3 protein-coding genes are annotated in these 16,000 nt (G+C 46.0%); all 3 read right to left on the minus strand.

The features are described 5' to 3' along the window. Window position 1: 1 nt before the first annotated feature. The 3 genes from Xvie_RS26185 to Xvie_RS26195 all read right to left on the minus strand — a co-directional run bounded on the left by Xvie_RS26185 (window position 2) and on the right by Xvie_RS26195 (window position 15,568). Window positions 2–10,078: a non-ribosomal peptide synthetase gene (locus Xvie_RS26185; RefSeq protein ID WP_086108342.1), complete on the minus strand. Its 10,077-nt coding sequence runs from the start codon at window positions 10,076–10,078 to the stop codon at window positions 2–4. Window positions 10,079–10,114: 36 nt separating this feature from the next. Beyond that, window positions 10,115–13,354, minus strand: a complete 3,240-nt coding sequence (locus Xvie_RS26190) for a non-ribosomal peptide synthetase (RefSeq protein ID WP_086108343.1) — start codon at window positions 13,352–13,354, stop codon at window positions 10,115–10,117. Between the two features lie 579 nt (window positions 13,355–13,933). Continuing rightward, a complete protein-coding gene (locus Xvie_RS26195; RefSeq protein WP_086108344.1) occupies window positions 13,934–15,568 on the minus strand; it encodes a cyclic peptide export ABC transporter in 1,635 nt (544 codons plus the stop codon). Between the last annotated feature and the right edge of the window lie 432 nt (window positions 15,569–16,000).

Here is a 16,000-nt window from a genome sequence, read left to right on the forward strand (position 1 = left end):
ATTAATTATCTCCATTTAACAGGGCACGCAGTTCATCTTCAGACAAGTTCTCCAATTCTTTTTGCAGCGATTCGATATCTTCTTGTGCGAAAAAGGTTTCGATTTGTCTTGACGCGATAAGCTCAGCGAGCTCAGAAAGTTCTGGATGGGCAAATATGTCTTGGATAGACACTTCAAGATGGAATTCATCACGCAATCTTGCCATTAACTGGATGATTGATAAGGAGTTTCCACCCAAATCAAAGAAGCTGTCATGGCGTCCTATTTGTTCCAACCCCAACAAACCCTGTAGGATAGTGGCGATCTGCTGTTCGATTTCACCCTGAGGTGCTTCGTATTCACGGCTGGCGATAGCTGATCGATCCGGTGCTGGTAGTGCTTTGCGATCTAATTTGCCACTTCCGGTCAATGGGAAAGATTCCAGCATGACAAACGCGCTGGGCACCATATAGCTGGCCAGATGGGTGTTCAGTTGTTCACGCAGGCTATTGGCATCTGGCGTGAAACCGGATTGCGGTATGACATATGCCACCAGACGTTTGTCACCGGTTTCTTCTTCACGGGCGATGACCACAGCATCCCTGACGCTCTCACAGGCTGCCAGTTGTGCCTCAATTTCTCCCAACTCAATACGGAAACCGCGTATCTTGACCTGAAAATCGTTGCGTCCCAGATATTCGATATTACCATCTGGCAGCCAGCGTCCCAGATCGCCCGTTTTGTACATACGGGCTCCTGTTTGGTCGCTGAATGGGTCAGAAATAAATTTCTCCACTGTCATCTCTGGCTTGTTCAGATAACCCCGTGCGACGCCCAAACCACCGATGTGAATTTCACCACTGACACCAACAGGGGCAGGCTGACCAAGGGTATCCAGAATATAAATCCGGATATTGGGCAACGGGCGACCAATCGGAATGTTGTCATTGGTATACGGAACTTGCCTGTCATCTATCGTCAATGTGGTGACAATGACAGTGGTCTCAGTCGGGCCATAGGAGTTGATCCAGCGGCAGGAATGAGTGTCAGGGCTGGAGAGCCAGCTCATTAAATGGCGATGTTCTGCTTTCTCACCACCGACAATGATGGTGTGCAGGTAAGGGCTGAAACCACTGCGGCCTGCCATCATCTCCTGTACCCAGTGATGCCAGAAGGCGGTCGGCATATCCATGATGGTAATCTTCTGCTCGCGCAAGAAGGTGACAAAAGTCGCGTCCGGTACTCTGACATGAGGCGGGCGTAGAACCAGTGTGGCACCCGATGCAAGGGTCGGGAAAATATCCGATACTGAGGTGTCAAATGCCACGGTTGCAAATTGCAGGATGCGATCACCCAATTTAGGTTCGCTGGTCTGGTGCTGGGCATGGATAAAGTTCACCACATTGCGGTGTTCCAGCATGACCCCTTTGGGTTGTCCGGTTGAGCCGGAAGTGTAGATGATATAGGCCAGATGGTGTGGCTGGAGACCCATTTGGCTGGAATCAGGGTTATGATTGGGCTGTTTTGCCACATTAGTGCGGTGAATTTCGTCATCCAGCAACCAGACCGGCATGTCCTGTGTTGGCAAAAGCCCTTGTAAGTGTTTCTGCGTCAGCAATAGTGCTGGTTGGCTGTCCGATAGCTGATAAGCCAGACGTTCAGTCGGGTATTCAGGATCGAGCGGAATATAACCCGCACCGGCCTTGAGGATACCGTACATGCCAATGATCATATCCAGACTGCGGTCAACGCAAATTGCCACACGATCATCAGGACGCACGCCGGATGCAATTAACTGATAAGCCAGTTGGTTGGCCTGTTGGTTCAGTTCGGCATAACTCAATTGGTTTTCACCAAAGATCAGCGCGGTGGCATCAGGCGTTCGTTCCACTTGCTGTTCAAGCAATTGATGGATCAAGAGATCCTGCGGAATTTCGACGGCGGTATCGTTAAAGGTTTCCAGTAATTGAGTTCGCTCTTCTGGAGACAGAATATCGAGCAACTCAATTTTTTGTTCCGGTGCATGTTGCAAGGCAGTGACAATTCCTTTCAAAGCCATGTCCATATAGGCATTTATGCGTGCCGGATTAATCTGCTGATTGCATTGTGCAGTGAGTGCAAATCCATCGTCAAAATCATCCACATCCAGCGACAATGGATAGTTACTGCGTTCTTCACCACTGAGTATCTGCATGCCTTCCCAAGCCTGCGATTCAGATTGTGACTCATCATAAGGACTGTGGCGGAAGTTCAGCAGACTGTTAAACAACGGCAATGGTGCCTGAATTCCACTGCAACGCTGGGCAACGGCCAGCGATGCCTGCTCGTGATCGAGTAATTCACTGAGTTTCTGGTGGGTTTGCTGTACAGCCTCCTTAACGGTGCGATCCTGTAATCGAACGCGAATAGGCAGGGTATTGATAAACATACCGAGCACTTCTGAAGCGCCGACGCCACCCTGTAAACGTCCCAGAAGAACCGTACCAAATACCACGTCATCCCGTCCGCTGCATCGCGCCAATACTTGTGCCCATGCAACATGGAACAGTACTGCGGAACTCATGCCCAATTGACGGGCACAATTACGCAGATTGTAGGCGAGCTCGCTGTCCAGCGTGACAGTATTTTCTACTATTCTGTGAATGTTTTGTTCATTAATATCTTTTTCATTAATACCTTTTGCATTAACGTCTTTTTCGTTGAGATTACTTTCATTGAAATTGCTGCCTTGTACATCAAGTAACCCAAAGGGCAGGGTCGGCTCTTCGACATCCCCAAGCTGTTCGCGGAAATAAGTTTGATGAACTTCCAACGGCACGCTGCGGGTTTGGGCGATGAAATTACGGTAAGGCAGAGGCGTTGGCAGACTGTCGTTTTCTCCTAATATCAATGCCTGAATTTCATTGAAGATCATGCCCAAGGAAATGTGGTCGCAAACTAAATGATGGTGCAGCAAGGAGAGCAGCCATTGTCCAGACTCAGGATCTTGAGCAATATGTGCCGCCAGAAGCGGGGCTTTAGTGATCTCCATCCGTACCGTACGAGGATCAGTGAGACGACGCAATTGTGTTTCTGCATTCTCTTCTGCTGACAGTGTGAGTTCAATAATCGGCAATGGCGCATGACGATAAACGACCTGGACAGGTTCTGGCAGTTCTTGCCAGTACACAGCACTGCGCAGGATATCGTGCCGGTCAATTACTTGTTGAAGTACGTGGAGGAAAGTATCCAAACGAGTCCGGCTGTCAAATGCCATGAGCTGACTGTCCAGATAAATATCACCTTCTGTTTCCAGCAGATGATGGAACAGGATCCCCGCCTGTAATGGCCCCAGAGGATAGATATCCTGAATATTGGCAACCCCTTCAGGTACGAGGTTGACAATCTGGTCGATCTGGTTTTGGGTCAACTCCACCAGTGGCAGCATGTCTGGCGTAATAATCTGGCTTTCTTCGTGGATCAGGTTCGGCGGAATAATCAGTTCGGTAACACCTTGAGCGGTATTCTGATTTAAACGCGCGCTCATGGCCGCTAAGGTTGGTGCGGAGAAGACAGTGCTGACATCAAGGAATAGGTTATGTTGGCGCAATTCCTCGATCAGATTGACCACCAACAATGAATGCCCACCCAGTTCAAAGAAATTGTCCTGACGTCCCACTTGTTCCAGACCCAGCAGGGATTGCCAGACTGCCGCCAGTTTTTGCTCGGTTTCTCCTTGTGGTGCTTCATACTCGCGGCTGACAATGGCTGAATGATCAGGCGCCGGCAGCGCTTTGCGATCCAGTTTGCCGTTGGCGGACATCGGGAAAGCATCCAAAATAACAAACGCACTGGGCAACATGTGTTCCATCAAGCTGGTGCTCAGTTGCTCACGCAGACGGGCAGGATTCAGTGTGATGCCTGATTGTGGAATGAGGTAAGCGACCAGCCGCTTGTCACCCAGGCCTTCTTCACGGGCAATCACCACGACGTCGCTGACGCCTTCGCAGGCAGCCAATTGTGTCTCAATTTCTCCCAGCTCAATGCGGAAACCGCGTATCTTGACCTGAAAATCGTTGCGTCCCAGATATTCAATCATGCCATTGGGCAACCAACGTCCCAGATCACCGGTTTTGTACATACGGGCGCCTGCGTGTTCGCTGAACGGATCAACAACAAATTTCTCTGCCGTCAAATCAGATCGATCCAGATACCCACGGGCAACGCCTGCGCCACCAATATGGATCTCGCCACTGACCCCGACAGGAACGGGCTGACCGTGAGTATCCAGAATATAAATTCGGGTATTGGGCAGCGGGTAACCAATCGGGATGATGCCTTCGAGGTGCAAGGCGTTTTTGTTGTCCAGTTTCAGTGTTGTGGCAATCACGGTGGCTTCCGTCGGGCCATAGGAGTTAATCCAGCGGCAGGATTGGGTTTCCGGACTGGACAGCCAATTCATTAAATGCCGGTATTCTGCTTTCTCGCCACCCACAATAATGGTGTGCAGGTAAGGGCTGAAACCACTGCGGCCGGCCATCATCTCCTGTACCCAGTGATGCCAGAAGGCGGTCGGCATATCCATGATGGTGATCTTCTGCTCGCGCAAGAAGGTGACAAATGTCATATCCGGAATTCTGACATGTGGCGGACGCAGAACCAGTGTGGCGCCGGATGCAAGGGTTGGAAAAATATCTGACACTGAGGTGTCAAATGCCACGGTTGCAAATTGCAGGATGCGATCACCCAATTCAGGCTCGCTGGTCTGGTGCTGGGCATGGATAAAGTTCACCACATTGCGGTGTTCCAGCATCACGCCCTTAGGCATTCCGGTAGAGCCGGAAGTATAGATGATATAGGCCAGATGATGCGGTTCAAGACCCAATTGGCTGGCATCCGGATTATGCTCTGGCTGTTTTGCCACGCTATCCCGGTTATTTTGATCATCCAGCAGCCAGACCGGGGTGTCCTGTATTGGCAAGTGTGATTGTAAATGGTGTTGAGTCAGCAATAACACCGGCTTGCTGTCTGATAGCTGATAGGCCAGCCGTTCGGCGGGATATTCCGGATCAAGGGGAATATAGCCGGCACCCGCTTTCAGGATGCCATACATACCAATGATCATATCCGGGCTGCGCTCAGCACAGATTGCGATGCGGTCATCGGGGCATACGCCGGAAGCGATCAGGTGATGGGCCAACTGATTGGCATGGCGGTTCAGTTCCGCATAACTCAGCTGGCTATCGCCAAACACTAACGCGGTGGCATCAGGTGTCTGTTCTGCTTGTTGCTCGAATAGCTGATGAATCAGCATCTCTTGCGGATAGGCCAGTGCCGTATCGTTGAAATCTACCAACAATTGATGACGTTGTTGTGGTTGCAATAGCGGCAAATCTTCCACTCGCAGAGAATCATCCTCAACCATTGCTGTCAGCAGAGTTTGCAGATAGCTTGCAAGCCGTTCAATGCTTTCACGATCAAACAGATCACTGGCATATTCCAATTCACCAGCTAAACCGTTATCGGTATCGTTCATGGAAAGTGACAGATCGAAATGAGTGCTTCTTCGGGTTGATGGCAGTTCATCCAGCACTAAATCGGATAACTCAAGAGATTGTTGTATTGGTGTGTTATCCAGCGCGAGCATGACCTGAAATATTGGGCTGTGACTCAGGCTACGCGGTGGTTGCAGCGCTTCAACCAACTGTTCAAATGGCAAATCCTGATGCACGTAGGCTTCCAGTGCATGGGTTTTTATTTGCGTCAATAACGAGCTAACTGTAGGGTTATCCTCCAGTTTAACTCTGAGCGCTAACGTATTGGCGAAAAAGCCGATCAACGGTTCCAGTTCGCTGTGCTGTCGGTTAGCGACAGGCGTTCCAATGACGATATCTTGTTGACCACTGATGCGGGCAAGCAAGACTGACCAAGCAGCCAGTAAGGTCATGAATAGTGTGGAGCTGTGGCGTTGGCTCAATGTTTTTAAGCCATCACTTAATTCAGGTGAGAGGGTAAATGCTACCTGATCTCCGCGATAGCTCTGAACCGCAGGACGGGGTCTGTCTGTCGGCAGTTCCAGCAAAGCAGGGGCACCTTGTAGTGCTTCCCGCCAGAAATTGACCTGTTTTTCCAGCACCTCACCTTGCAGCCATTGCCGCTGCCAGAGCGCATAGTCAGCATACTGCACTGTCAGCGCAGGTAGTGGATCGTTTTGTCCATGAATGAAAGCGCGGTAAAGAGTTGCCAGCTCATAGATTAAGACGTTCAGTGACCAGCCATCAGAAATCATGTGGTGCTGGGTCAACAGCAGAACATATTCATCATTGGTCAGTTTCAGCAGTTGGCCACGAATTAATGGTTCCAGTGCAAAATCAAAGGGATGGTTAGTTTCAAACTCAGCGGCTTTATCAATGGCAGCCTGTTTTTCTGTCTCTGTTAACTGGCTGAGATCTTTAATGGTTAAACTGAAACCACGATCCGCATCGGCAATAACTTGCTGGGCTACACCATCCACCACTTTAATGGTTGTACGCAGAATTTCATGGCGGGTTACTATTCTGTCCAGAGTGGCTTGCAGTGCGTTCAGGTTTAGCTGACCTTTCAGACGCAAGCCTCCAGAGATGTGATATGCCGTCTGAGCAGCAGAATCTAACTGAGCCAGAAACCACAGGCGTTGTTGTGCCCAAGAGAGCGGAAGAGCTTGTTGTCGGCTGGCGGGCAATATCACCTGTTGTATTGGTTGCTGTATTGGCTGTTGTTCTGAATGATGCTCTGATTGATGTAATGAATGTTGTACTGATTGTCTGGCTGTATCCAGTGATTGCGCCAAATCTGACAAAATTGGACGAGTGAAGAGATCCTGCAAGTCCAACTTGGTGTTGAATACTTGGCGTAAACGGGAAGCCATTTGTACGGTCAGCAAAGAGTGCCCGCCCAGCTCAAAGAAATTGTCATGGCGTCCCACTTGCTCCAGACCCAGCAGGGATTGCCATATTTCCGCCAGTTTTTGCTCAGTTTCCCCTTGGGGTGCTTCATATTCACGGCTGGCAATTGCAGTACGATCCGGTGCAGGCAAGGCTTTGCGATCTAACTTACCACTGCCGGTCAGCGGAAAAGCGTCCAATATGACAAATGCACTGGGAATCATGTGCTCCATCAAATGAACGCTCAATTGTTCACGTAGATGAGAAGGTGTAAGAATAACGTCCGGCTGTGGTATCAGGTAAGCCACCAGACGTTTGTCGCCAGCCGTATCTTCACGGGCAATGACCACAACATCTTTGACCCCTTCGCAAGCAGCCAGTTGTGCTTCGATTTCTCCCAGTTCAATACGGAAGCCGCGTATCTTGACCTGAAAATCATTGCGCCCTAAATATTCAATGTTGCCATCCGGCAACCAACGTCCCAAATCACCACTTTTATACATGCGGGCATCGGGCTTCTTGCTGAATGGATCTGACACAAAGCGTTCTGCCGTCAGTTCCGGTCGGTTCAGGTAACCACGGGCAACCCCTGCGCCACCAATATGGATTTCACCGCTGACGCCGATGGGAACAGGATGACCGAGAGGATCGAGAATATAAATATGGGAATTGGCATTGAGACTGCCAATCGGAATATTACTGATGATGTTAGAAGAATACCCACCATTCAGTGTCAATGACGTCACAATGACAGTGGTTTCGGTCGGGCCATAGGTATTGATCCAACGGCAGAATTGAGTTTCCGGCAGAGACTGCCAATCCACCAGATGGCGGGATTCCGCTTTCTCTCCGCCAACAATAATCGTATTCAGATAAGGGCTAAAACCTGTACGATCGGCTTTCATTTCCTGTACCCATTGGTGCCAGAAAGCCGTAGGTACATCCATGATAGTGATCTTTTGCTGGTTTAAAAAGTCGATGAATTCTGCATCTGGTGCGCGGATATGTGCAGGGCGCAGGACCAAAGTTGCTCCCGCAGCTAGTGTCGGGAAAATGTCAGACACTGAGGTATCAAATGCCATGGTCGCAAATTGCAGAATGCGATCCCCTGATTGGGGCTGGCTGATTTGATGCTGGGCATGGATAAAATTCACCACATTGCGGTGTTCCAGCATTACGCCTTTAGGCAGTCCGGTTGAACCAGAAGTGTAGATAATATAGGCCAGATGGTGTGGCAAAAGACCTAATTGGCTGGCATCAGGATTATGTATCGGCTGTTGTGCCACGGTATTCAAGTGATTTTCATCATCCAACAACCAGACCGGAACTTCTGTCACCGGTAAAGTCGCCTGTAAATGTTGTTGGGTCAGCAATAATCTTGGGGTGCTGTCTGACAACTGATAAGCCAGCCGTTCGGCAGGATATTCCGGATCAAATGGAATGTAACCGGCCCCTGCTTTGAGAATTCCCAACATGCCAATGATCATATCCAGACTGCGCCCGACACACAGAGCCACACGATCGTCCGGGCGTATACCAAAGGCAATCAGGCTGTGTGCCAGCTGGTTGGCCCGCTGGTTCAGTTCTGCATAACTCAGTTGAGTATCCTGATACACCAAAGCAATGGCATCAGGCATTGATTGTGTTTGCTGCTCAAATAGCTGGTGGATCAGTTTATCTTGCTGGTAGGGGAGTGCTGTATCGTTAAAATTCACCAACAGTTGTTTGCTCTGTTGTGGCGTCATCAGTGGCAGTTCAGCGACTCGTTGGCTATCATCAGCCGCCATCGCCGCCAGCAATGTGTTTAAGTGGCTGACCATACGCTCAATCGTAGTGTGGTCGAACAGATCACTGGCGTATTCCAGATCACCCACTAAACCATTTTCAGTTTCATCCAGAGTTAATGTCAGATCAAAGTAAGAGCTGTCCCTGATTAATGGCCGCTCATCCAACACCAATCCCGGCAGTTCGAAATGCCGTTGTCCCGGTGTATTATTTGTTGCCAGCATGACCTGAAAAATTGGGCTGTGGCTCAGGCTGCGAGGAGGTTGCAGGGTTTCGACCAGTTGTTCGAAAGGCATATCTTGGTGAGCGAATGCATTGATTGCTTGTTTTTTCACTTGTGCCAACAGTTCACTGACACTGGGGTTATCATGCAATTGAACACGTAATGCCAATGTATTGGCAAAAAAACCGATCAAAGGGGCTAATTCAGGTTGTTGACGATTGGCGATGGGAGTACCAATCACAATATCATCCTGACCACTGATACGGGAGAGCAATGTAGCCCATCCGGTCAATAAGGTCATGAACAGGGTGGTTCCGTGACGTTGGCTGAGATCTTTTAAACCCGCCTGTAATGTCGGGGAGAAATCAATATTAACGCGTCCACCAGTATAGCTCTGTTTTGCTGGACGCGGCCGATCAGTGGGTAATTCCAGAAGCGCGGGAGCGCCTTGCAAAGTGTTGCGCCAGAAATTAACCTGTTTTTCCAGCACTTCTCCCTGTAACAAATTTTTTTGCCAGAGAACATAATCAGCATACTGAATTGTCAGGGCTGGAATAGGATCTGGCTGCCCTTGACTGAATGCACGATAAAGCGTGGACAGTTCTTGCATAAATACACTGACTGACCAACCATCAGAGATAATATGATGTTGAGTTAACAGCAGGATATGTTGATCTTCTGCCAGTTTAAGCAGCCGTCCCCGTGCCAATGGGCCATTAGCAAAATCAAAGGGGTGATTTGCTTCAAGGTGGGCCACTTTTTCGATTGCGGCCTGTTGTTCTGACAGCTCTGAAGATAATTGGCTGAAATCTTCTTGTATCAGGGGAAAGCCACAAACTGTATTACTGATGGTTTGCTGTGCTTCATCCTCTACCGTCACGATAGTCGTACGCAAAATTTCATGGCGTGCCACAATGCGATCCAGTGCCGCTTGAAGGGCATTCAGGTTCAGTTCGCCTTGTAGGTTCAATCCCACGGACATATGGTATGCCGTTTGTGCGGCAGGATCTAATTGAGCAAGGAACCATAAGCGTTGCTGTGTCCAGGATAATGGCACACCATTATCACGCGACTGGATCGTGATTTCTGTTTTTTGAGTAGACTGGCGGGTCAGTTTTGCTGATCTGGCTAACTCAAGTAGTCTTCTGCGTTCAGCTAATGGTAGAGATGAAAGCTCGTTATTGTTCATTTGATTATCACCACTCAAAACAATGTAAAGTAAAATCTAATTCATTGATTTATAAATATCGTGCAGAGACTCTGAATCGAATTGCAGTAATAGAGAGTCGATAATGCATTCTTCAAGCTGACAGAGGATTGGATGGGAAAACAGTTGATGAATGGATAATTCAACATCAAATGTTTTTTTGATTTTCGACTGTAGCTGTAGCACTAACAGAGAATGACCACCCAATTCAAAGAAATTGTCATAACGGCTTATCCGATCCAGTCCCAATAGTTCTTGCCAGATGGCAGCCAATTGCTCTTCGGTTTCGCCTTCTGGAGCCGCATATTCGCGGGTTGACATGGCTGAGTGATCGGGCGCTGGCAGAGACTTGCGATCGAGTTTTCCATTTGGAGAGAGAGGAAAGGCCTCCATCATCACAAATGCGCTCGGTATCATGTAATCGGCGAGATTTCTGCTTAATTGCTCACGCAGTTGAGAAATGCTTGGCGTGCAGTCTTTATTCGGGATCAAATAGGCTACCAGACGTTTATCTCCCACTCCGTTTTCACGGGCGATCACCACAGCTTCGCGAATACCAGCGCATTGGTTCAGGCTGGTTTCAATCTCGCCCAATTCAATGCGTAATCCGCGAATTTTGACTTGGAAATCGTTGCGTCCCAGATAGGCGATGTTGCCATCCGGTAACCAACGTCCCAGATCGCCCGTTTTATATAGACGAGCATCAGGATCAGCACTGAATGGATCGGTAATAAAACGCTCTGCGGTCAATTCAGGTAAATTCAAGTAACCGCGTGTCACTCCGACACCGCCGATATGAATTTCACCGATTACCCCGATAGGAACAGGCTGGTTATGTTTATCAAGCAAATAGATCTGGGTATTGTCTATCGGACGGCCAATTGTTATTTGAGATTGAGTGTGATGGTTATCTTGCTCGATCAAAAGGTCGGTGGATGCCGTTGACCAGATAGTGGTTTCTGTCGGCCCGTATAGATTCCACAGACCACTGACTTTTTCTCTTAAACGCTGTGCCAGTTCGTAAGGCAATGCTTCCCCACCGCTTAATGCCTTGATTTTCGCGCCTGTCCAGCCGGAATCGAGCAGCATTCGCCAGGAAGTGGGGGTCGCTTGTACAATTTTGATGTTATGTGATGCAATTAATTCTTCTAATTGCTTAGGATCTTTAGCCGCCAGTGATGGTGCTAAGACAATGCGGCTGCCGCTGAACAAGGGCATATAGAGTTCCAGACCAGCAATATCGAAACCAATGGTTGTGGAGGCGAGCATCGTATCACTGGCAGTAACTTGTAATATTTCCTGCATTGAGAGCAGCAGGTTAACCACACCAATATGTTCTACCATTACTCCTTTGGGTAAGCCCGTTGAGCCGGAAGTGTAGAGAACATAGGCTAAATGGCGCGACGTTAGCCCCAAACGAGCGGCTTCTAAGTTATCGTTGGCTTGGTGAGCGATGTTTGCCTGAATGGTTGGATTATCCAAAAACCAGACAGGAATTTCAGTCGCGGGCAGTTTTTCTTGCAAGCCCAGATGAGTCAGCAGGATCACAGGCTCACTGTCTGACAAAACATAGGCGAGCCTATCGGTCGGATATTCAGGATCGAGTGGCACATAGGCTGCACCGGCTTTTAAGATTCCCAGTAGGGCAATGACCATGTCCAGACTACGTTCCGTGCAGATGGCAACGCGATCATCTGGACGAATGCCCGCTTCAACAAGGGCGTGAGCCAATTGGTTAGCTCGCTGATTTAACTCCATATAACTGAGTTGAGTATTACCATATAGCAGCGCAGTTGCAGTCGGGCTGCGTTCTACTTGTTGTTCAACAAATTGATGAATTAAAGCGTGTCGTGGGAAAGGTTTTTCTGTGTCGTTAAAATCATGGATGACTTGCTGACGAGTCTGCTCATTCATCAATGGCAAACGATTAACTGACAGTTGTTCGTTATCCGCTATGGCTTCCAACAGAGTCAAGAGATTCTGCATAAGCTGGGAAATGAATTCAGCATCAAATATCGCAGTGTCATAATGAAAGGCATAACCGATTTGGTCACCGGCCTCTAAGACATTCATCATTAATGGAACAGGGACATCGGCATAGAAAGGATATGGAAAAGGCCGCAACTCTGCATTTCCCCACTGTACCGTGCCATTGTCATTTTCCGCCATCCAGAGTGCAGTCAGGTCGCCAATATATCTGGCTTTTTGGAATATCATGACCGTTTGGAAAACGGGGTGAACTTCTGCATTGCGTTGCAATTTCAGTTGTTCCAGCACCTTAGAGAATGGATATTTCTGGTTTTCAATACCCTGACGGATGGTTTTTGTTGCTTGTGTGATATGTTCTTGTACCGACATATCACCGTTTATCTGGCAGCGTAAGGCGACCGGGTTAATAAACTCACCAACCAATTTTCCCCAGCGGGCACGGCCTCTTCCCGGCATGATAGAACCAATAATGACGTCATCCACTTCGGTATAACGGCTCAGGAGGATTTGGTAGGCGGCCAGAAAGATAGCAAACAGGCTGTTATCATATTTGGGTACCAGCGCTTGCAGTTTATGGGACAGCGACTTGTTAATTATTTTATTTAAGGATATTTTCCCGGCAGTGGGGAGGGGGCTGTTTTTAGGCGGCCATTGTGATACGGCTAAATTGCCCGACAATGTATTCTGCCAGAATTGTTGTTGTTTTTTTGCGCTGGCACTTTGTAACCATTTTTGCTGCCATTCCACATAATCATGGAAACTATTTTCAGAAGCAGGCTCCAGAGGTTTTCCAGAAAGCAGCGCATCAAGTTCATCCAGCAGTATCCAATAAGACCAACCATCAACGGCCAGATGATCAAAGGTCAGCACCATTACGCTTTCTTGTGGATTACACTGATACCAACTGGCATAAACCCGCAGCGGGTGTGCGAGATCAAACGTGTGCCAGCAATCGTCCTGAACACGTTGTTTAAGAGTTTCTTCGCTAAGATGTTGGGCATCATGTACTGTGAGTGTGATTTTAGAACTGTCTGTGATGCAATAACCCAATTCGCCGTGATATAGTCCAAAACTTGCTCGTAGCATCGGATGTCTTTGCACCAATTTATTGAGAGCTTCTTCTAGACACTTAGCTGTTAAGCCCTTAATACGAGCACAAAATGCACTATTATTTTGACCTCGTTTGTCGGGGTCAATTTGATATTGAAACCAGCGGCTGCTTTGAGCTTCCGACAAAGGAAATGATTTCAATTTTCCAGGGTAATTCATTCTATAGCTCCCTTTTTATGGGTACATTAAAAATAAAAACATGAGAACTGATAAAACAAAAAATCACACTTGAGTTTAAATTGATAAAAATAGGCCAAAGAAATAGGCGATAATCCTATTCCTGTTAAAAAAAGTACTATTTTTAGTACTGTTTGGCATAAATAGTTATGTATCCATAACAAGCGACATGAAAATAGCTGACCATTCTAATAAAAAAGAACAGTCTTATTTTTCATGTATGCTTAATTCCATTTCATTTATAAATTAAATTATGTTCCTTGCGATATTAGATAATCTTACATTAAATTTTTTTATTACACATTGCTAATAATGTTTTTATAATGTGTCTAATTTTATTATAGGTATTATGTGTTAAAACTTATTGTTAATGGTGATTTTATGTTCACGTCGTCACTCAAAATCTATTGGGTGTATAAAGTGAAATAAGAGCCTAGTAAAATAGGCTCTTTGCTATGAGCTTTATTTCATTCTATATCATTTTATTTCAACTTCATTGTTTGCGATTATATTTTAATCGACTATATCCTTCATTTTTAATCTTACGTTAAAATTTGAAATTTATTGAGTGTAATGATTTTTATTGCTTATTTCTTTAATATGGCCATCCTCTAATTTGATAATACGGTCGGCAATATCAAAATAAGCATCATCATGGCTGATAATTATGACAGTTTTACCACCAGATTTTAATTCAGGCAGTAGCTCAGTATAGAATAAGCGTTTAAACACCGGATCTTGGTCGGCTGCCCACTCATCAAATAGATAAATAGGACGGTCTTCTAAATAAGCTGATACTAAAGCCAGCCGTTTCCGTTGACCCGCAGAAAGATTTGTTGTGGAGAATCCACCATCAACAATTTTAACTTTGTGCGCCATGTTTAATGCTTCAATATAATGCGTTGCTTTTTCGGTGACATTCATATCGCTGTTTAGTAATTGCTCAAATAGATGGTAATCAGAAAAAACAGCGCCAAAATGTTGACGATAATGCTCATTATTAGAAGGCGTTACTTGTACACCATTTAATGAAATAGAGCCGGATTCTTGTTCAAACAGGCCAACAAGCAACATGGCAAGCGTTGTTTTTCCACTACCGTTGCCACCGACAATAAACACAATTTCACCTTGCGATATTTTCAAACTCAATGGGCCGAGTGCGAATTGGCGATCTTCTTTATCGGTTGTGTAATGGTGAATAACATCTTTCAGTTCAATCTCTATTGGTTGTTGATTGTTGAATGGGCTAGGGCCTTCAATCTGTACGGACAGTGCTTCTTCCAGCTGGCTGTCAAGGCGACGCATTTTATTCAATGAGACTTCCGCTGCCCTCAGTTCTGGAATTGCGCCGATAACCTCACTAATCGGGCCTGATAAGAAGAGAACAAGTAGTGATACAGTAACTAGAGTTGATGGTTCTTGAGGGATCCAAATTGGAATAACAAAGACGATTAAGCCAATCATGACATAGAATGTAACAGCACTGGCGTTAATGACCCAGGCATAGCTGGTATTTGCTTTAATACAGATATCTTGGAAGACTTTAGCTGCCGGAGCAATCACTTTATCGATAAAAAGGTTGCCTTTTTGTTTATTGAGTTGCAGCTCTTTGCTGCCATCAATCAGACTTTGGAAATTAAGGTATATCTTATCCACTTGATCACGCATTTGTGTCATTAATTTTAATGGATGTTTTTCCCACCAATAAAACAGATACATTCCGACAAGACTGAATACAGCCAGAATGAGAAACAGTTGCCAAGACATCCAGGCTAAATAACCAAAACAGGCTATGATTAGGGTGATGTTACCAAAAACAGACGGTGCCAACATAAAGGAATGTACGAAAACATCGACGTCTTTGGTTAAAACTGCCAGTAAGCCATGTCGTCCAAGTTTATGCAGCTTTTTTAATGGTGCACGCAAAATTTTATTACTTAAACTCAGGCGTAATGAAAAAATCGTGGATTGAGCTAAATGAGATAATGTAATTTCTGATACAGTTTTAGTAATAAAAAAAATAAAACAGATACCAAAAAAGCTCCAAAGGAATGAGGTTAGGTTAATCTTTTCTGTTACTCCTTGACTGATCATCCCAACTATCGAAGCACCGGCAAACCCACTAATTAATGCGCTTATTGTCGATACTAGCAGTAATACCCAAGATTGACGATATAAATAAGCTATTAGAGTCATAAAAAACAAGCCATTGTCGAAGGTTATAATTAATATGAAAATTCATATATCTTTCTACTCAATCCATTATGGTTGTTTTTTTCTGATGAAACTGCAAGCGTGATTTATAGCATGGCAATATTAATAAATATAATTGTGATAAAAACTAATGACGGTGTTAATAATAACACAATATAATTACATGAGTGAACTATATGGGTAATATTATTTGATAAATAATATAATTTATTTGGTGTCTATGAATAATAGGAATAACTGTTAATAAAATATTTCTATTGTTTTAAATTTCACTGATCTTTGCTGAATGTTTTCATTAATAGATTAATTATGTATCTATACCCGTCGTAATTGAAGATGCTTGATTTTTCATTCATATCAGCGCAGGATCGCGCCCATGAAAATTAATCTGACAGATGCCCAAAAAAAAGCCCT

The organism is Xenorhabdus vietnamensis, from assembly GCF_002127535.1.
Taxonomy (GTDB): Bacteria; Pseudomonadota; Gammaproteobacteria; order Enterobacterales; family Enterobacteriaceae; genus Xenorhabdus; species Xenorhabdus vietnamensis.